Here is a 16,444-nt window from a genome sequence, read left to right as displayed (position 1 = left end):
AGTCGAGTCCAGCTCAGCGAACCGACTTCGCCACCGAATCCAGCACACCGTTGAGGAACTTCGCCTCGCGCGGGTCGAAGAAGGCGTGGCACACGTCAAGGTATTCGCTGATCGCGGCGCCGGTGGGCACGTCGGGGCGGGCCATCAGCTCGTATACGCCGGCGCGCAGGATCTGAAGCATGGTCTTGTCGAGACGGCCCAGCGACCAGCCCTCAGAGAGCTTGGACGACAGCAGTTCGTCGATCTCGTCGCGGCGTGCGACCACACCCTTCACCACATCGTCGAAGAACGCGACGTCAGCCCTGGCGAATTGCGCGTCGTCGATTTCCATGCCGAGGCGGTGGCGATGGAACTCGTCGAGCAGGATCGGCAGCTGAGTGCCTTCCATGTCGAACTGGTAAAGCGCCTGGACGGCGGACAAGCGGGCTGCTGCGCGCGCCTGCTTTGCTTGGGTCTTGCTGGTGGTCATGACTGGCCGAGCCTTATGGAAATGGAGCGCGCGTGCGCGGGAAGCCCTTCCGCATCGGCAAGGGCGACGGCGGCGGGGCCGATAGCCTCCAGAGCCGCCTGGTCGAGCTGGATGAAGCTGGTGCGCTTCATGAAATCGAGAACCGAAAGCCCCGAGGAAAACCGTGCACGCCGCCCGGTGGGCAGGACGTGATTGGGACCGGCGACGTAATCGCCGACCGCTTCTGGGGTCATGCGGCCAAGGAATACCGAGCCTGCATGACGGATGCTGCGCATCAGGCCCTCCGGATCGTCGGTGGCGATCTCGACGTGTTCGGCGGCCAGCGCATTGGCGAGCGCGGGGGCTTCATCGAAGCTGGCGACATTGATGATGACGCCGTTGTCGGTCCAGCTGGTCCGCGCGGTTTCCTGCGTGGCGAGGGCCGAAAGTTCCACTTCGACGGCGTCTGCAACGGCCTGTGCGAACGACGTGTCGTCGGTGATGAGGATCGACTGCGAGGTCGGGTCGTGCTCCGCCTGGCTGAGCAGGTCGGCGGCGATCCGGTGAGCATCGTTCCTGGCGTCCGCGATGACGAGGATTTCGCTGGGGCCGGCTACCATGTCGATACCAACGACGCCGTAAAGCTGGCGCTTGGCCTCGGCTACCCAGGCATTGCCGGGGCCGGTGACTACGTCCACGGGCGCGATCCGATCGGTGCCATAGGCCAGCGCGGCTACGGCATGGGCCCCGCCCACGCGCCATACTTCGTCCACGCCTGCAAGGTGGGCGGCGGCCAGGACCAGCGGATTTACGTCCCCCTTGGGCGTCGGGGTTACGACCACGAGGCGCTCTACTCCTGCCACCTTGGCCGGAATGGCGTTCATCAGCAATGAGGAGGGATAGGCCGCGCGTCCACCGGGAACATAGAGCCCGGCGGCATCGACCGGGCTCCAGGTCGCGCCGAGGCGCACCCCGGCATCGTCGGTGTAATCGCGGTCTTCGGGAACCTGTGCCTCATGATAGGCGCGGATGCGGCTCGCGGCGAGTTCGAGGGCGCTGCGAAGCTCAGGCGTCAGCGCGTCGAACGCCGCCTTGCAGGCTTCTGCGTCAACCTGCCAGCCGGTCACGTCGAGGTCATGGCCGTCGAACTTCGCGGTGTATTCGGCCAGCGCTTCGTCACCGCGAGCGCGCACAGCCTTGATGATCGCGGCGACATCATCGGCGACATCGACCGCGCTCTCGCGGCGGTCACTGACGACGCGGGCGAACGCCTCGGCGAAATCGGGATCGCTGCTTGAAAGACGCAGCATCAGGCCGGTACTTTTTCGGCCACGAGGGCGCGGAACGCCTCGACCAGAGCGGCGACGCGGTCATCGGTCTTGAGCGCCGCGCGGTTGACGATCAGGCGCGCGGAAATGTCGAGAATACGGCTGGTCTCGACGAGGCCGTTTTCCTTCAACGTGCGGCCGGTGGAGACCAGATCGACGATCCGGCTCGACAGGCCGAGCATGGGGGCCAGTTCCATCGCGCCATTCAGCTTCACCACCTCTGCCTGCACGCCCAGCTTTTCGAAGTGGCGGCGGGTGAGGCTGGGGTACTTGCTGGCGATGCGCAAGTGCGAGGGTAGGGGGCCGCCGGTTTCGCCCACGAGTTCCGCCACCGAGAGGCGGCAATGACCGATGTCGAGGTCTACAGGCGCGTAAAGGTCGGAGTAGGCGAACTCCTCGACCACGTCGGAACCGACGATGCCGACTTGCGCGGCGCCGTGCGCAACGAAGGTTGCAACGTCGAAAGCGCGCACGCGGATCAGGCGCATGTCGCTGTTTTCGCAGGCGAAGGAGAGCGCGCGCGACTTCTTGTCGTGGAACTCTGCCTCGGGCACCACACCGGCGCGCGCCATCAGGGGCAACGCTTCGTCAAGGATACGGCCCTTGGGCACGGCGAAAGTCAGAGGTGTCGGCATGGTGCGCGCGTTTAGGCGGGAAGGCCGCAAAGGGCAATGGTGATGAATATCGTGGCCCGGCCCGTTCGTGTGGCGGGCCGGGCGGTTGCCCTTCATTCTCCGGGGGCGCGGGCCTTGATGGCGACGGCGTGGACGCGGTTTCCGGGGATGTCGCCCAGCGCGGCGTTCACCAGACGTTGGCGTTGAAGGCGAGAGACGCCGGCGAATTTTTCGCTCTCGATCAAGATTGTGAAATGCGATTCGCCGCTGCCATCGTCGCCGCTGTGGCCGCTGTGGCTGGCGGAGTCGTTGACCACGTCGAGCGCGGTGGGTGCGAAGGCAGCAATGAGCAATTGCTGCATTTCAAGTGCAAGTGGTCCGGTCATGGGGTTCCATTTAGGCGATCCTTGCCCCATCTGAAAGCCGGTGAGACAGCATAGATTTCATGGCAGGGTCGAATCCGGCGGGCGCGAGTGCACATGGCCGGGGTGCGAGGAAGCGGGTGAGTTCCGTGCGCCGGGCGGTCGCCCCTCCGGTTTTGACGGTCCGGGCGACTACCTCTGGTTCTGTCTCGACCATGTTCGCCAGTTCAATTCCGGCTACGATTATTTCGACGGCATGGACACCGAGGAGATCCTGCGCGCGCAGTCGCCGCTGCATGGCTGGGAGACGCAGACCCGCGCGTTCCGCCCGGATGCAGGCGTGGACGAGGCGCCGCGCTGGCGGGACTACGCCGATCCGCTGGAAGCGATCTCGGCGCGGGCGAAAGCGCATGTAAATCGGCGCCGCGCGGAAATGCAGGCCGAAAAGGCAGGCTTCTCACCTGCCGAGCGGCAGGCGCTGGGCGTATTGGGGCTGGATGCGAGCATAGACCGCAAGACGCTGCGGATGCGCTACACGCGGCTGCTACGGCAATATCACCCCGACCACAACGGGGGCGATCATAGTCATGCGGTGAAATTGCAGGGCGTGGTCGAGGCGTATCAGACATTGAAGAAGGCGGCGGCGTTCGCGTGATCTAGCGGCCCATGACGGCGCGCCAGCGGGCCGCGCCTTCTTCGCCGTAGATGCGCGGCACGTCCTTGCCGGAATAGAAAATCTCATAGCTTTCGGCGCCTTCGGGAATCTTCACCCACTTCTGACGGCTACGGGCAAACACATGGACATCCGGGGGGCAGGCATCGGGATCGTCGAGCGTGCCGACGCGCACGAAACTGGCGGCCGGGCCGGGCCCGCCATAATGGCTCCAGAGGGCGACCCGGCACGAACGGCAGCGCAAGATTGCCTGGCCTTTGCCGCTTTCGGAAGGAGTGTCCACGCATTCCGGCGCGCCGCTGAGGGTTTCTACCCGGTGAGCCTCGATCACCGCGTTGAGGGCGAAGGATGCTCCCGATTCGCGCTGACACGCCCTGCAATGGCAGCAGTGGACGACGATCGGGGCGCCGAGCAGGCGATAGCGCACTTCACCGCAGGAACAGCCGCCCTCGAGGGTGGTCATCCCGCTTCGTTCTCGCAGATGGCGGCGAGTTGGTCGGCGCAGGCGGTCCAGCCTTCGGTGAAGCCCATTTCTGCGTGCTGGTTCATGGTGTCCTCCGTCCAGTGGCGGGCGGTGGCGGTATAGCGGGTGCCTTCGCCTTCCGGGGCGATTTCCCAGATGCCGATCATGAAAGGGCCGTTTGGCTGGAAATCGTCGACCACGGCGTCGGTGGTGATGAAGCGGCGGCCCTCGTCATAGGCGAGGTACATGCCGTTCTGGGGCATCACTTCGCCCTCGGGGCCGTACATCGTCATCTTGCAGACACCGCCGGGGCGGCGGTCCTGATGGTCGACTTCGGCGCGCCACGGAACCGGGCACCACCATTCGTTCTGCCGTTCCGCCAGCACATCCCAGACTTTTGCCGGAGGCGCGGCGATGAGGCGTGTGATCGACAGTTCGTTGGACATCGGTTTCTCCTTCAGTCTCTGTCAGGAGCGCCGAGCGGGAAGCCGGCGCGGTAGGGGCGCGCTTCCTCGACGCAGGTGCGCACGGCGGGCAGGCTGAGCAGGCGGGCGCGCCACTCGCGCAGGCGCGGCAGGGCTTCGGGGATCGGGTGAACCCAGTCGGCATAGAACAGCGACGGCGCGGCGGCGCATTCGATCAGGGTGACGTAATCCATCTCGGGATAGAAATGCAGCCAGCCTTCCAGCCATGCGTAACTGCGTTCCAGCCGGGCGCGGGCTTCGGCAACCCGCACCGTGTCGGGGTTGTCACCGTCCCGAAGGTATTCGTTCACGACGTCCTGCATGGGGCCCATGACGTAGTTGTCGAAGACCCGGTCCATCATCCTGATTCCAATCGCTGCGTCCGGGTCCGACGGGACCAGCATGTCGGCAGGGGCGTGGTGGACGGAGAGATATTCGATGATCGAGGTAGCCTCGAACAGCAGGTTCTCGCCGTCGCGCAGCACAGGGAACTTGCCCTGAGGTCCGGCAAATCGAACGGCTTGCGCATGTTCGGGATGGTCGGCGTCGAGAATCAGGAATTCGTGGTCCAGCTCGGCCGCAAGCAGCGCGATTCGAGCCTTCCAGGTGTAGGACGAGAAGGGGTGGCCGTAGAGTGCGAGGGTCATCCCTCATCCTTTCGTGCAAATCCGCCGTAAGGCACGGTCAGGGCTTCGAGGACGTGACCGTCCGGGTCTTCGAAGTAGAGGCCGCGGCCGCCGTCGTTTCGATTGATCTCGCCTGCGCGGGTGCGCATGGGATCGGCCCAGTACGTCAGTCCTCGTGCTTCGATGCGTGAGAGAACGGCGTCGAAGGTGCTTTCGTCGACCAGCATTGCATAGTGCTGGGGCGCGACCAGCCCGTGTTTTTCCGCAAAATCGAGCGATACGCCATTCGCCAGTTTGACCACGCGGAAGCGGAACAGGTCGAACGGTTCGGCCAAGCCGTAGATTGCGGCGAAAAAGTCAGCCGAGACCTGACGATCGCGGCACCAGACGATGGTGTGGTTGAGTTCGACGCCCATGGCGGGATCAGGCCGTTTCGCCCGCAAAGGCCGCTTCGATGCCGGCGATGTCGATCTTGCGCATTGTCATCATGGCCTGCATGGCGCGGGCCGCCGCCGCGCGGTCGGGGCTGGACATCGCATTGGTGAGAGCGCGCGGGGTGATCTGCCAGTTGAGGCCCCACTTGTCCTTGCACCAGCCGCACATGCTTTCCTGCCCGTCGTTGTCGACGATGGCGTTCCAGTAGCGGTCGGTTTCCTCTTGGGTGTCGGTCGCGATCTGGAACGAAAAGCTCTCGGACTGCGGGAACTGGTCGCCGCCGTTGAGGCCGATGCAGTCGATCCCCATCACAGAGAATTCGACCACCAGCACGTTGCCCAACAGGCCATCAGGATAGTCGGCGGGGGATCGCTGCACGGAAACCACGCGGGTATCGGGGAACACCGTTGAGTAGAAGTTCGCGGCATCTTCGGCGTCGCCGTTGTACCAAAGGCAGATGCGGGCTTTAGTTACGCCTGTCATTTTTTCATCTCCTCTATCAGCTTGCCGTCTATGGACTTTGCGGCCTTGTAGGCGGGGCGGGCCTGGCAACGCTCGGCATAGCCGACCAGCGAGGGCATCGGCGGCATGATGCCGAAGGTCAGCCCCCAGTCGATAGCGCTGCCGACATAGACATCGGCCATGGTGAAGCGTTCTCCGCAGACCCAGGTGTCGGCGGTCAGCTTTTCGTCGATGGTGTGGATTGTCCGCTCGAAACTGCCCCAGCCGGCCATCATCTCCTGATCGGGCTTGGGTTCGAACTTGAGCGCGCGCGAGGTGATCGCCTGCTCGATCGGGCCGGAGGCGAACAGCGTCCAGCGGTAGTAGTCCGCCATCTCGCCATCGTTGGGGAGCAGGCCCGCCTCGGGGTGCATCTCCGCGAGGTAGAGGCAGATCGCAGCGGCCTCGGTCACTACGCGGTCGCCGGCCTCTACGTGATGGACGATGGTGGGCACCTTACCCATCGGGTTGGCGGCAAGGAAGGCGCTTGGCTTGTCCTTCCAGTCGACCAGCACCTGTTCGTACTTTGCGCCAGCTTCGTGCAGAGCCCAGCGGGCGATCTGGCCGCGCGACATGGGGTTCGTGAAGAAGGTGTAGTCGGCCATCGGCTGTCTCCCGCAGTGTACTTCAATCGGTGGAACATTGATGGAACATCAGGGCGGCGTCAACCGCCCTGGTTGCTCATCCCGCCCTTGGCCCGACCAGCCCGAAATAGGCGCCCTGCGGGTCGAATGCGTGGACGGTGTATTCGCCCCCGGGGATCTGCCGGGGATCCCCCATCGCCTTGCCGCCACCGTTGTTTACGGCGGCCAGGGCGCGGTCGATGTCGTCGACACCGATGTAATAGGCCCAGCCCGAGACCGGCATGAAATCGGCCTTCTTCATCACGGCGCCGATGCCGATGCCCTCGTTCTGGATGAAGCGGTAATCGCCCAGCTCACCCATTGGCATCGCGCCTTCCTGGGTCCAGCCGAAGTGCTTTGTGTAGAACGCCACCGCCGCATCGTCGTCCGGGGTGACGAGCTCGTTCCAGCGGATCGTCTGCGGCTTATCGACGGTGAAAACGTCGCTGGTCGCATCGGGATCGTCTTCGGGCGGCTGCGGGGTCATCAGGTAAAAGGCGCCGCCGAGCGGGTCGGCAACCATGGCCATGCGGCCCACGCCGTCCATGGTGGTGGCAGGCATATGGACAGCGCCGCCCTCAGCCACGATCGCGGCAACTTCAGCGTCGACATCGGGGACATGGATGTAGCCGAGCCAGCCCGGCTTCGCGCCGCCGCCGATCATCTCGTCGGTGAGGGCGAGGACGCCGCCGGAATAGCCGCAGCCCGCGCCGCCGCCGTCGATACGCTCGATCATGCGGTAGTCCATGCCCGCGTCCGGCATGACGTTGGCGCCGATCTTCCAGCCCACGACGGTGCCATAGAACGCGGCGGCGGCATCGGCATCGCCGGTCATCAGTTCATACCAGATGAAGCTGCCCACAGGGTTGCCCATAGCTAATCTCCCAAAGTCACGACGGGGGTGAAGCCGCCGTAGATCATGCGCATGCCGTCGAACGGCATGGGGTTCGTTTCGGGGTTCATGCGCGGGTCGCTCTTCATGAGGTCCTCGATCTTCGACATGGCCTTGTCGCGCGTGGCCTTGTCGGGCCATTCGATCCAGCTGAAGACCACCGCCTCGTCCTCCTTCGCATCGACGCTGCGGAAGAAATCGGTCTGCTTGCCGGGCGACACGTCATCCTGCCAGCACTCGACAATGCGGGTCGCGCCCTGGTCCATGAAGACCGAGTCGCCCTGCTGCGCGTGCTTGATGAACTTTTCCTTGTTCGCCTTGGGAACGGCGAGCACGAATCCGTCGACGTAGGTCATGGTCAAACTCCTTCCTTCTGCTGCTTGGGATCATGTTCGGCAAAGGGTTGTAGCTGCGCCTCAAGTGCGCGTGTGAACGCGGGGCGGGCGGTGGCACGCTCGACATAGGCGGTAAGGGTAGAGCATTCGGCCAGCAGCGCTGGGTCGGGCAGGGCGCGCAGGACGGTGACCATGGCGATGTCGGCGATCGAGAATTCGCCTGCCAGCCATTCATCATCCCCGAGCGCGGTTTCCAGCCTGGACAGCCGCCCGGTCAGGGTCTCGACCAGCGAGGGTTTGCGCAGCTGCGCCCATTCCTCCTTGCGGGAGAAGACGGTGCAATTGACGAACTCCATCACGAACGGTTCGACCGAGTTGAACGCGGCCAGCAGCCAACTCAGCACTTTGGCGCGTTCCTGCGAGCCGACCGGGGGGAGGGCGCCGGCCTTCTCGGCGATGTGCAGCAGGGTGGCGCCGCTTTCGAATATTCCCACCTCGCTGTCGCGCACGAAAGGAACCTGTCCCCATGGCTGGTCCTGGAAATACCAGGTGGGCCGCTCCACCGCGCTGATGAGGCGTACCTTGTAGGGCAGGCCATATTCCTCGCAGGCCCAGCGCGGTCGTAAATCCCGGACCAGCCCCTGCGCGAAGGGTGGCACCCATTCGAAAGCGGTGATTTCAAGGGCGGCGTTCGGATCGATCGGCATCGTCTCTCTCGCTTGTCTTGTTGTGCGGTTCAGGCCGTCTCTTGGGCCGGAGCTTCGCCTGAAACTGCCGCCGGGTCCATCCACATCACTTCCCAGACATGGCCGTCCGGGTCGGCGAAGCTGCGGCTCATCATGAAGCCATAATCCTGCGAAGGATTGATATCGGCGGTGCCGGCGTTGCTGCCGGCGGTGTCGGCCAGTGCGTTCACCTCGTCTCGGTTCTCGCATGAGAGGCACAGCATGACTTCGCTGGAGCCGGTATCGGGGATGGGGCGGCTGGTGAATGTGCGCCACTTGTCATGGGTGAGGATCATCACGAAGATTGCGTCGGACCAGACCATGCAGGCACCGCTGTCGTCGGAAAAGCGTGGCTCGTTCACGAAGCCGAGCGCGGAATAGAACGATTTGGCGCGGGTCAGGTCGGTGACGGGCAGGTTCACGAACAGCATGCGGGTCATCGGTGCTCTCCTTGCGATGGGCGCTTGCCGGAATGTCCCGAATCGCCTCTTGCCTGACGGTGACTCTGGTGGTAACTAAAAGCAACCATGAAGTTGCAAAAAGAAACGAAACGAGGTAAATCCGCGACAGATGGCGAAAAGGCCCGAGCGCATGGCCGCTGGTATGGCGATGCATGCGGGGCGGCTTTCGCCATGGAGCTTATCGGAGAGCGCTGGGCGATCCCCATCATTCGCGAAATGATGTTGGGCGCACGCCGTTTCGGAGAAATCCGCGCTGAACTTCCGGGCCTGAGCGCCAAGACGCTGACCGAGCGACTGGAGAGCCTGGAAGAGACTGGCATCGTGCGGCGCGAAACCCTGCCGCCACCCGCCTCGGTGCAGGTCTACCGCCTGACTGAGTGGGGCCTGGCGCTTGAACCGGTGATGCAGGAACTGGGGCGCTGGGCGGTTAGGTCGACGCTGCATGACCCTACGCTGCCGATCACCCCGGTCTCGCTGATGCTCTCGATGCGCACCATGATCGTGGCGCAGCGCATCGGCGATCTGCGGCTTACAGCGGCGCTGGCTGTGGGTGACAAACATTTCACGGCGCTGCTGGGGCCGGGTGAACTGGCAATTCATCCCGCCGCCGAGGGCGATCCCGCGCCGGACCTGCGTTTCTCTGCCGAGGCCGGGCTCCCGTTTCTCGCCGCATTCTACGGCAAACGGGCATCGGAAACGGTCGGGCTGCGGATCGAGGGCGACCCCGCGCTGGCGCAAAAGTTCATCGACCTGTTCAGCCTACCTCCCAAATGCGCCAGCTAAGCCGGTTGAACCTTCCAAACCTTATTGCGATGCGGGCCTGCGTCCATTAGTCGATACCCCGCAATGACAGAATCCAAGAACCTGATCGCCGAGAACCGCGACGCCACCGTGCTGGCCGCTCCCGATATCGAAGTCGATGTGCGCGAAACCTTCGGGATCGACATCGACATGAAGGTTCCGGCCTTCTCGGTCGCGGACGAGCGCGTACCCGACCTGGACGAGACCTATGTGTTCGACCCGGACACCACCCTCGCGATCCTGGCGGGCTTTGCCTACAACCGCCGCGTCATGGTGCAGGGCTACCACGGCACCGGCAAATCGACTCACATCGAACAGGTCGCCGCGCGCCTCAAATGGCCGTGCATCCGCATCAACCTCGATGCGCATATCAGCCGTATCGACCTGATCGGGCGCGATGCGATCGTCCTGCGCGGCGGGATGCAGGTGACCGAATTCCGTGAGGGCCTGCTGCCCTGGGCGCTGCAGCACCCGGTGGCGCTCGTATTCGACGAATACGACGCCGGCCGCCCGGACGTGATGTTCGTGATCCAGCGCATCCTGGAGACCGAGGGCAAGCTGACCTTGCTCGACCAGAACCGCGTGATCCGCCCCGACAAGCATTTCCGTCTTTTCGCCACCGCCAACACGGTGGGCCTTGGCGATACCTCGGGCCTCTATCATGGCACCCAGCAGATCAACCAGGGCCAGATGGACCGCTGGAACATGGTCGTCGCGCTCAATTACCTGCCGGCCGACACCGAGACGGCGATCGTCTCCAAAAAGGTGCCGCAGATCAGCTCCGGCGTGATCGCGCAGATGGTCAAGGTGGCGGATTTCTCGCGCCAGGGCTTCATGAACGGCGATATCTCCACCGTGATGAGCCCGCGTACCGTCATCACCTGGGCGCAGAACACCGCGATCTTCAACGACGTGGGCTTCGCCTTCCGTCTCTCGTTCCTCAACAAGTGCGACGAGACCGAGCGTATGCTGGTGGCCGAATACTACCAGCGCGTATTCGGGCAGGACCTGCCGGAAAGCGTCGTCGCCAAGGCCTGACCGGCCCTAGAGCTTATGGCTTCCCGCTGTCGCGTGTGGCGGCGGCGGGGAAGCCAAAGTCGTTGGTGACATCGCACGGACTGTCCCCTATGCCTCGGGTATAAGGCAATCCAGAGGTTTAAGAGAAGCGGATATGAAGCGTTGGGCCGAAGCGGATCGCTTGGAGGCGCTGGAACGCTATAAGATCATGGACACCCCCAGCGAGGGGGATTTCGATGATATTGCGCGCATCGCAGCCCAAATTTGCGGCGTTCCCATGGCCCTCGTCAGCCTGCTCGACGACAAGCGGCAATGGTTCAAGGCCAAGCTGGGCATTGCCGCCGGCGAAACACCGCGCGAGTGGGCCTTTTGCGGTCACGCGATCCAACAACTCGGTGTCTTCGAAGTCCAGGATGCCTCGCGCGATCCCCGGTTTGCTGAAAATCCGCTGGTCACCAGCGATCCCTCCCTGCGGTTTTACGCCGGCGCGCCGCTGGAAACGCCCGATGGTTATCCTTTGGGAACGCTGTGCGTATTGGACAGCAAGCCTCACCAATTGAGTGACGACCAGCGTTCGGCGCTCCTGGCGCTGGCACGCCAGGTCATGACGCAGATGGAACACCGCCGTCTGCTGGCCCAGCAGAAGGCCGATGAGGCGCGTCACCGCCAGATACTGCACAGCGCCATCGATTACGCCATCATCACCATGGACCTCTCAGGCCGCGTCACTAGCTGGAACGAGGGTGCCCGCCGCATCCTGCAGTGGACCGAGGAAGAGATGTGCGGCCGCCTCTGCGATGAATTCTTTACACCCGAGGACCGCGAGGCGGGCCTGCCCGCCAAAGAAATGGGCGCCGCCCTGCGTTCTGGCTATGGCACTGACGAGCGCTGGCATTTGCGCAAGGATGGCGGACGTTTCTGGGCCAATGGCGAGATGATGCCGCTGGTGGACGATGACGGCATTCCTGTCGGCTTCCTGAAAATCCTGCGTGATCGCACTGAACAGCGCCTCAGCCGCGAGAAACTGGAGGCCACGGAGCGCCGCTTCGAACTGGCGGTGGAGGCGGCGGAACTGGGCACCTGGGACGCCGTTCCTGCGCTCCGGCTTCTTGAATGGGATGCTCGCACCCGTGAACTTCTCGGCGTGGGCCTGGATCACCCGCTCGAATTCGGCAGATCCTTCACGGACGTCGTTCATCCCGACGACCGCGACGATGTTGCTGCTGCCGTCGCCCATGCGCTTGATCCAGGAGCCGACAACCGGCTCGACGTCGAATACCGGGTATTCGCACCGGGCGGCAAGTTCCGCAGCATCCACGCACGGGGCCGCCTGATCGAGAATGACGGCCAGCCCGCCCGGCTTGTCGGCACTGTGCGCGACGTAACCGAGCGCGCGCAGGCGGACGAGCACCGCGCAATGCTCACCAACGAGCTTCAGCACCGGGTCAAGAATACTCTGGCGGTAGTCCAGGGCATCGTCGGTCAGTCGCTGCGCGGCGTCGGCACGCCGATGGAGGCGCGCGATGCCATCGGCGACCGGCTGGCGTCGCTGGCGCGCGCGCACGATCTGTTGACCCAGACCAGCTGGACTGCCGCCCCGATGGAATCGATCGTCGACGGCGCCGTCGATATTGCCGGGGCGCACAAGGGCCGGGTGCATCTTTCGGGCCCGAATATCGCGCTCAAGCCGCGCGCTGCTCTTGCTTTGGCGATGGCGCTGCACGAACTGTCCACGAACGCGATCAAGTACGGTTCGCTGTCTAAAGATCAGGGTTATGTCGACATGCACTGGACATATCGCGAGGCTGAAGGGCGGCCCATTGTCGAAGTCGTCTGGCAGGAAGTGGGCGGTCCGTTGGTGTCCGAGCCGACCCGGCAGGGTTTCGGCACCCGCCTGATGACCAATGGCCTTCGATCGGACCTCGGCGGAGAAGGCGTGCTGTCCTATTTGCCGGACGGAGTGCGCTGGACCCTGCAGGCGGATCGCAGCGTCATCGAAGAAGCCTGAGTTGGTTCAGGTTTCCGGGTAGATCGCCCGCACGAAATAAAGGCCATCTGGCGGCGCATTAAGGCCCAGGGCCTGACGCTTCCTGGCTGCCAGCGCAGCGACCACGTCTTCCTTGCTCCAGCGTCCCATGCCGACGAGCGCAAGGCAGCCCACCATCGAGCGGACCTGATGGTGCAGGAAGCTGCGCGCTTCGGTTTCGATCAACACCATCTCGCCTTCGCGGCGCACGGCAAGCCGGTCCAGCGTTTTGAGCGGCGATGCCGACTGGCAGTGTGTCGAACGGAACGTCGTGAAATCGTGCAGGCCGACCAGCGCCTGCGCGGCCCGGTGCATGGCGTCAGCATCGAGCGGCTTGGTCACTTGCCACGCCTTGCCCCGCTCCAGCGTCAGCGGCGCGCGTCGGTTGGCGATGCGGTAGATATAGGCGCGCCCCAGACATGAGAAGCGAGCGTGCCAGTCTTCGGTCACGACCTTGCAGTCCAGAACTGCGATCGGGGCGGGGCGGAGCAGGGCGTTGAGCGCTTCCATCAGCCGGAACGGGGCCAAGGGCTTCTCCACCTCGATGTGCGCCCGCATCCCCAGCGCATGAACTCCGGCGTCAGTGCGGCCGGCCGCATACATGATGACCCTCTCGCCAGTCACAGCAAAGGCCGCATCCTCGACCGCCTGCTGTACCGAGGGGCCGTGAGACTGGCGTTGCAGCCCCATGTAGGGTCCACCGTCGAATTCCAGGGTCAGCGCAAAGCGTGTCATATTCGCCCCGCCGATACAGGACTGGCGCGGCCATGCAATGGGCTTGGCGCCGACGGAGCGCGGTGGCATCATCTGTCCCTGACCGGGAAGGAGCCGAAAATGGCCGAAATGCAGCTGCCCCGCTTCGAGATCTTTCGAGGCGCCGACGCCCCCACGCTCGACGACTGCGCCTGCATGACTTACGAAGGCGAGACACCCAACCTTATCGCCGCCCAGTCGAAGCTGGCGGACGCGATGCAGGTGCGCGGCGAATATGCAGACGTCCCCTATCGACGCGAGGGCATGAGCCTGGCGCGCCTGTGGGTGAAAAGCGGCTTTCCGCTCCCGCTGCACAGCCACGACTGCGATTGCCTGTACTACGTTGTCGCGGGCTCAATCCGCATGGGCACGGAAACACTGGCGGCCGGAGACGGCTTGTTCGTCGGCAGCGAAGTGCCCTATGCCTATACTGCCGGACCAGAAGGCGCCGAAGTGCTGGAATTTCGCACCACCGACAGCTTCAACATCAAGGTCAGGGACAAGCCCGTCCCAGCGTGGGAGAAGCTGGCAGGCATCCTGCGCGAAGGTCACGCCCGCTGGGCCGACGAGCAGCCCCCGGTGCGCCGGATGCCTGAAAAGGCCTGAGGTTCAGCCCAGCCGCGTACCCGCCGGAACCGGTCGTCCGCGCAGCAGGTCGCCGCTCGCCATCGCCGGCTTGCCCGCGCGCTGAATGCGGGTGATCCGCAAGGCACCGGAACCGCAGGCCACGGTCAGCGAATCGTCAAGTGTCGTCCCGGCCTCGCCGCTGCCCTCGGCCACGTCTGCCGCCAGCACCTTGTAGCGCTCGTCCTCAAGCTCGAAGAAAGCCCCCGGTGCGGGCATGAAAGCGCGCACTTGTCGTTCGGCGGCCTCGGCACTTTGCGCGAAGTCGAGCCGGGCCTCGGCCTTGTCGATCTTCTTCGCATAAGTGACGCCGTCCTCGGGCTGGCGCACTGCCCGGTGCACGGCAAGATCGCGCAAGGTGCCGATCAGGAGCTGTGCGCCGCGATCGGCCAGCTCGGCGGTCAGTTCGCCGGCGGTCTTGCGCTCGATCACCGTGCGCAGCGTCGCCAGCATCGGCCCGGTGTCTAGCCCGGCCTCCATCTGCATGATGGTGATCCCCGTCGTCGGGTCACCGGCCAGGATCGCGCGCTGGATCGGCGCCGCCCCGCGCCAGCGCGGCAGGATCGAGGCATGGATGTTCAGGCACCCCAGACGCGGTGCGTCCAGCACCGCTTGCGGTAAAATCAGCCCATAAGCGGCAACCACCGCGATATCGGCGTTCAGCGCGGCGAAGGCGGCCTGTTCCTCGGCGCCTTTCAGCGAAACCGGGTGACGCACCTCGATCCCGCGTGCCTGCGCTTCGATGTGAACGGGCGAGGGCGTCAGCTCCTTGCCGCGCCGGCCGCCGGGCCGGGGAGGCTGCGAATAGGCGGCCACAACCTCGTGCCCCGCCTCGATCAGCGCGACAAGCGCAGGGACGGCGAAATCGGGCGTTCCCATGAAGATGATGCGCATGATGTGGGGAACTCTCCGACGGGCTTCCTAAGGGCAGGCGCAGGCCCTATCTCCCCATCCATGGCATCGCAAGAGATCGAGACGCTGACCGCAGCCCTTTCACGTCTACCCGGCCTTGGCCCGCGCTCGGCGCGGCGCGCCGTGTTGTGGCTGATAAAGCGGCGAGAGACCGCGCTTGTGCAATTGCTCGATGCGCTGGGAGAAGTGCGCGAAGCTCTTGTCGAGTGTGAGACCTGCGGTAACATCGATACGACCAACCCCTGTGGTATCTGCGTGGACACCAGGCGCGATGCCCGCTCGATCTGCGTGGTGGAGGAAGTGGCGGACCTCTGGGCGCTGGACCGCGCGCGGCTGTTCACCGGGCATTACCATGTGCTGGGCGGCCGGCTCTCGGCGCTGGACGGGGTGCGGCCCGAGGATCTGGCCATCGAGGGCCTGCTGCGCCGCGTCGGTGAGGGCGGTATTGACGAAGTCGTGCTTGCCATGAACGCCACGCTGGAGGGGCAGACGACGGCCCACTACATCGCCGAACGGCTTGAGGCTTTCCCGGTGCGCGTCACCCAGCTGGCCCACGGCCTGCCGGTCGGCGGTGAGCTTGATTATCTCGACGAGGGCACTCTGGCTCAGGCGATCCGGGCGCGTCGTCCGGTCGGCTGAAACGGCTTGGTCACTCGATCAGAGTGATCGACGCGCGCATTCTTGCGAAATTGCTTCATCGGGATTATCTGGCCGTAATGGCTATTCTTGAAATCCTCGAAGTTCCCGATGCGCGCCTCAAGCAGATATCGGTCCCCGTCGACAAGTTCGACGATGATTTGCGCACTCTCGTCGCCGACATGTTCGAGACGATGTACGACGCACCCGGCATCGGCCTGGCAGCGATCCAGGTTGGCGTTCCGCAGCGCGTGCTGGTGATCGACCTCCAGCCCGACGACGAGGATGCCGAGCCTGAGGCCTGCACCGCGCACGGCGATCACCACCACACCCATCAGCCCACGAAGAAGGAACCCAGGGTCTTCATCAACCCCGAGATTCTGGACCCGTCGGACGATTTCATCGCCTATCAGGAAGGCTGCCTTTCGGTCCCCGAAATCTTCGCGGACGTTGAGCGCCCCTCGCGCATCCGCGCGCGCTGGCAGGACCTTGACGGCACCGCGCACGAGGAGGAGATGGAAGGCCTGATGGCCATCTGCCTCCAGCACGAGATGGACCACCTCGAAGGCGTGCTGTTCATCGACCACCTCTCGCGCCTCAAGCGCCAGATGGCGCTCAAGAAGCTGGAAAAGCTCCGCCGCGCGGCGTGATTGCACGCCTCGGTGATCCGGGGCGCGAAAATCTGATGCATAGGGCTGGCGTTCTCCAAACGTTCCGCTTAGTCT

General features: G+C 64.4%; 23 protein-coding genes. 7 read left to right on the top strand and 16 right to left on the bottom strand.

The features are described from left to right. Window positions 1-13: 13 nt before the first annotated feature. From nusB to V474_RS04760, 4 genes are all read right to left on the bottom strand, one after another. Window positions 14-469 (bottom strand): transcription antitermination factor NusB, encoded by a 456-nt coding sequence (nusB, locus tag V474_RS04775; protein ID WP_059150337.1) that lies wholly within the window; start codon window positions 467-469, stop codon window positions 14-16. Continuing rightward, entirely contained in the window at window positions 466-1,758 is a 1,293-nt protein-coding gene (gene hisD / locus V474_RS04770; protein ID WP_059150336.1) for a histidinol dehydrogenase, read from the bottom strand. Before hisD ends, nusB begins: the two co-directional genes overlap by 4 nt. After that, the gene (hisG, locus tag V474_RS04765; RefSeq protein WP_059150783.1) at window positions 1,758-2,411 is read right to left on the bottom strand and encodes an ATP phosphoribosyltransferase; all 654 of its coding nucleotides are present in this window, start codon (window positions 2,409-2,411) and stop codon (window positions 1,758-1,760) included. Before hisG ends, hisD begins: the two co-directional genes overlap by 1 nt. Window positions 2,412-2,503: 92 nt before the next feature. After that, window positions 2,504-2,776, bottom strand: a complete 273-nt coding sequence (locus tag V474_RS04760; RefSeq protein WP_043972783.1) for a BolA family protein — start codon at window positions 2,774-2,776, stop codon at window positions 2,504-2,506. Window positions 2,777-2,816: 40 nt separating this feature from the next. On the opposite strand from V474_RS04760, the gene V474_RS04755 reads away from it, so the two are divergent. Next, entirely contained in the window at window positions 2,817-3,407 is a 591-nt protein-coding gene (locus tag V474_RS04755) for a J domain-containing protein (protein WP_059150335.1), read from the top strand. A gap of 1 nt (window position 3,408) precedes the next feature. On the opposite strand, the gene V474_RS04750 is transcribed toward V474_RS04755, so the two are convergent. The 10 genes from V474_RS04750 to V474_RS04705 all read right to left on the bottom strand — a co-directional run bounded on the left by V474_RS04750 (window position 3,409) and on the right by V474_RS04705 (window position 8,929). Next, window positions 3,409-3,888: a GFA family protein gene (locus tag V474_RS04750; RefSeq protein ID WP_059150334.1), complete on the bottom strand. Its 480-nt coding sequence runs from the start codon at window positions 3,886-3,888 to the stop codon at window positions 3,409-3,411. Beyond that, complete coding sequence (locus V474_RS04745; RefSeq protein ID WP_059150333.1) at window positions 3,885-4,334, bottom strand: SRPBCC domain-containing protein; 450 nt, start codon at window positions 4,332-4,334, stop codon at window positions 3,885-3,887. The genes V474_RS04750 and V474_RS04745 overlap by 4 nt, the downstream gene beginning before the upstream one ends. Window positions 4,335-4,345: 11 nt before the next feature. Further along, entirely contained in the window at window positions 4,346-4,999 is a 654-nt protein-coding gene (locus V474_RS04740; protein WP_059150332.1) for a glutathione S-transferase family protein, read from the bottom strand. Further along, window positions 4,996-5,394, bottom strand: a complete 399-nt coding sequence (locus tag V474_RS04735; protein WP_059150331.1) for a VOC family protein — start codon at window positions 5,392-5,394, stop codon at window positions 4,996-4,998. Before V474_RS04735 ends, V474_RS04740 begins: the two co-directional genes overlap by 4 nt. A 7-nt stretch (window positions 5,395-5,401) precedes the next feature. Further along, complete coding sequence (locus V474_RS04730) at window positions 5,402-5,896, bottom strand: VOC family protein (RefSeq protein ID WP_059150330.1); 495 nt, start codon at window positions 5,894-5,896, stop codon at window positions 5,402-5,404. Next, window positions 5,893-6,519 (bottom strand): glutathione S-transferase family protein, encoded by a 627-nt coding sequence (locus tag V474_RS04725; protein ID WP_059150329.1) that lies wholly within the window; start codon window positions 6,517-6,519, stop codon window positions 5,893-5,895. Before V474_RS04725 ends, V474_RS04730 begins: the two co-directional genes overlap by 4 nt. A gap of 76 nt (window positions 6,520-6,595) precedes the next feature. Further along, entirely contained in the window at window positions 6,596-7,411 is an 816-nt protein-coding gene (locus V474_RS04720; protein ID WP_059150328.1) for a VOC family protein, read from the bottom strand. A 2-nt stretch (window positions 7,412-7,413) separates the two neighbouring features. Continuing rightward, entirely contained in the window at window positions 7,414-7,785 is a 372-nt protein-coding gene (locus V474_RS04715; RefSeq protein ID WP_059150327.1) for a DUF1428 domain-containing protein, read from the bottom strand. Between the two features lie 2 nt (window positions 7,786-7,787). After that, window positions 7,788-8,471 (bottom strand): glutathione S-transferase family protein, encoded by a 684-nt coding sequence (locus V474_RS04710; RefSeq protein ID WP_059150326.1) that lies wholly within the window; start codon window positions 8,469-8,471, stop codon window positions 7,788-7,790. A 29-nt stretch (window positions 8,472-8,500) separates the two neighbouring features. Further along, a complete protein-coding gene (locus tag V474_RS04705) occupies window positions 8,501-8,929 on the bottom strand; it encodes a VOC family protein (protein ID WP_059150325.1) in 429 nt (142 codons plus the stop codon). Window positions 8,930-9,121: 192 nt separating this feature from the next. Between V474_RS04705 and V474_RS04700 the strand changes: the two genes are divergently transcribed. The 3 genes from V474_RS04700 (at window position 9,122) to V474_RS04690 (ending at window position 12,776) form a co-directional block, all read left to right on the top strand. Continuing rightward, on the top strand, window positions 9,122-9,733 hold the full coding sequence (locus tag V474_RS04700) for a winged helix-turn-helix transcriptional regulator (RefSeq protein ID WP_407938312.1): 612 nt from the start codon (window positions 9,122-9,124) through the stop codon (window positions 9,731-9,733). Between the two features lie 63 nt (window positions 9,734-9,796). Next, entirely contained in the window at window positions 9,797-10,789 is a 993-nt protein-coding gene (gene cobS, locus V474_RS04695; RefSeq protein ID WP_059150323.1) for a cobaltochelatase subunit CobS, read from the top strand. Between the two features lie 133 nt (window positions 10,790-10,922). Further along, entirely contained in the window at window positions 10,923-12,776 is a 1,854-nt protein-coding gene (locus tag V474_RS04690) for a PAS domain S-box protein (protein ID WP_059150322.1), read from the top strand. Window positions 12,777-12,782: 6 nt separating this feature from the next. On the opposite strand, the gene truA is transcribed toward V474_RS04690, so the two are convergent. Continuing rightward, a complete protein-coding gene (gene truA, locus V474_RS04685) occupies window positions 12,783-13,529 on the bottom strand; it encodes a tRNA pseudouridine(38-40) synthase TruA (RefSeq protein ID WP_059150782.1) in 747 nt (248 codons plus the stop codon). A gap of 99 nt (window positions 13,530-13,628) precedes the next feature. Between truA and V474_RS04680 the strand changes: the two genes are divergently transcribed. Continuing rightward, window positions 13,629-14,153 carry a cupin domain-containing protein gene (locus V474_RS04680; RefSeq protein WP_059150321.1) on the top strand — a complete coding sequence of 175 codons (525 nt, stop codon included), beginning with the start codon at window positions 13,629-13,631 and terminating at the stop codon, window positions 14,151-14,153. A 3-nt stretch (window positions 14,154-14,156) separates the two neighbouring features. Here the strand turns inward: V474_RS04680 and fmt are convergent, their stop codons facing one another. Next, entirely contained in the window at window positions 14,157-15,065 is a 909-nt protein-coding gene (gene fmt / locus V474_RS04675) for a methionyl-tRNA formyltransferase (RefSeq protein ID WP_059150320.1), read from the bottom strand. Between the two features lie 60 nt (window positions 15,066-15,125). Between fmt and recR the strand changes: the two genes are divergently transcribed. Together recR and def are read left to right on the top strand one after the other, a co-directional pair. Continuing rightward, entirely contained in the window at window positions 15,126-15,722 is a 597-nt protein-coding gene (gene recR / locus V474_RS04670) for a recombination mediator RecR (protein WP_059150319.1), read from the top strand. Between the two features lie 77 nt (window positions 15,723-15,799). Then, window positions 15,800-16,369, top strand: coding sequence for a peptide deformylase (gene def / locus V474_RS04665; protein WP_059150781.1), 570 nt, complete (start codon window positions 15,800-15,802; stop codon window positions 16,367-16,369). Window positions 16,370-16,444 lie beyond the last annotated feature (75 nt).

Origin of the sequence: Novosphingobium barchaimii LL02 (assembly GCF_001046635.1) — a bacterium.
Taxonomy (GTDB): Bacteria; Pseudomonadota; Alphaproteobacteria; order Sphingomonadales; family Sphingomonadaceae; genus Novosphingobium; species Novosphingobium barchaimii.
The sequence above is the reverse complement of the archived record's forward strand: the minus strand, read 5'-3'. Positions and strand labels throughout refer to the sequence as shown.

What these genes read in the sequence shown, in the direction of transcription:
- cobS (WP_059150323.1), top strand. Translation starts at nt 9,797, where the DNA reads ATGACAGAATCCAAGAACCTGATCGCCGAGAACCGCGACGCCACCGTG.
- nusB (WP_059150337.1), bottom strand. Translation starts at nt 469, where the DNA reads ATGACCACCAGCAAGACCCAAGCAAAGCAGGCGCGCGCAGCAGCCCGC.
- V474_RS04760 (WP_043972783.1), bottom strand. Translation starts at nt 2,776, where the DNA reads ATGACCGGACCACTTGCACTTGAAATGCAGCAATTGCTCATTGCTGCC.
- V474_RS04700 (WP_407938312.1), top strand. Translation starts at nt 9,122, where the DNA reads ATGGAGCTTATCGGAGAGCGCTGGGCGATCCCCATCATTCGCGAAATG.
- recR (WP_059150319.1), top strand. Translation starts at nt 15,126, where the DNA reads ATGGCATCGCAAGAGATCGAGACGCTGACCGCAGCCCTTTCACGTCTA.
- V474_RS04740 (WP_059150332.1), bottom strand. Translation starts at nt 4,999, where the DNA reads ATGACCCTCGCACTCTACGGCCACCCCTTCTCGTCCTACACCTGGAAG.
- fmt (WP_059150320.1), bottom strand. Translation starts at nt 15,065, where the DNA reads ATGCGCATCATCTTCATGGGAACGCCCGATTTCGCCGTCCCTGCGCTT.
- V474_RS04680 (WP_059150321.1), top strand. Translation starts at nt 13,629, where the DNA reads ATGGCCGAAATGCAGCTGCCCCGCTTCGAGATCTTTCGAGGCGCCGAC.
- hisD (WP_059150336.1), bottom strand. Translation starts at nt 1,758, where the DNA reads ATGCTGCGTCTTTCAAGCAGCGATCCCGATTTCGCCGAGGCGTTCGCC.
- V474_RS04745 (WP_059150333.1), bottom strand. Translation starts at nt 4,334, where the DNA reads ATGTCCAACGAACTGTCGATCACACGCCTCATCGCCGCGCCTCCGGCA.
- V474_RS04750 (WP_059150334.1), bottom strand. Translation starts at nt 3,888, where the DNA reads ATGACCACCCTCGAGGGCGGCTGTTCCTGCGGTGAAGTGCGCTATCGC.
- V474_RS04690 (WP_059150322.1), top strand. Translation starts at nt 10,923, where the DNA reads ATGAAGCGTTGGGCCGAAGCGGATCGCTTGGAGGCGCTGGAACGCTAT.
- V474_RS04705 (WP_059150325.1), bottom strand. Translation starts at nt 8,929, where the DNA reads ATGACCCGCATGCTGTTCGTGAACCTGCCCGTCACCGACCTGACCCGC.
- V474_RS04725 (WP_059150329.1), bottom strand. Translation starts at nt 6,519, where the DNA reads ATGGCCGACTACACCTTCTTCACGAACCCCATGTCGCGCGGCCAGATC.
- V474_RS04735 (WP_059150331.1), bottom strand. Translation starts at nt 5,394, where the DNA reads ATGGGCGTCGAACTCAACCACACCATCGTCTGGTGCCGCGATCGTCAG.
- hisG (WP_059150783.1), bottom strand. Translation starts at nt 2,411, where the DNA reads ATGCCGACACCTCTGACTTTCGCCGTGCCCAAGGGCCGTATCCTTGAC.
- V474_RS04720 (WP_059150328.1), bottom strand. Translation starts at nt 7,411, where the DNA reads ATGGGCAACCCTGTGGGCAGCTTCATCTGGTATGAACTGATGACCGGC.
- V474_RS04730 (WP_059150330.1), bottom strand. Translation starts at nt 5,896, where the DNA reads ATGACAGGCGTAACTAAAGCCCGCATCTGCCTTTGGTACAACGGCGAC.
- V474_RS04710 (WP_059150326.1), bottom strand. Translation starts at nt 8,471, where the DNA reads ATGCCGATCGATCCGAACGCCGCCCTTGAAATCACCGCTTTCGAATGG.
- truA (WP_059150782.1), bottom strand. Translation starts at nt 13,529, where the DNA reads ATGACACGCTTTGCGCTGACCCTGGAATTCGACGGTGGACCCTACATG.
- V474_RS04715 (WP_059150327.1), bottom strand. Translation starts at nt 7,785, where the DNA reads ATGACCTACGTCGACGGATTCGTGCTCGCCGTTCCCAAGGCGAACAAG.
- def (WP_059150781.1), top strand. Translation starts at nt 15,800, where the DNA reads ATGGCTATTCTTGAAATCCTCGAAGTTCCCGATGCGCGCCTCAAGCAG.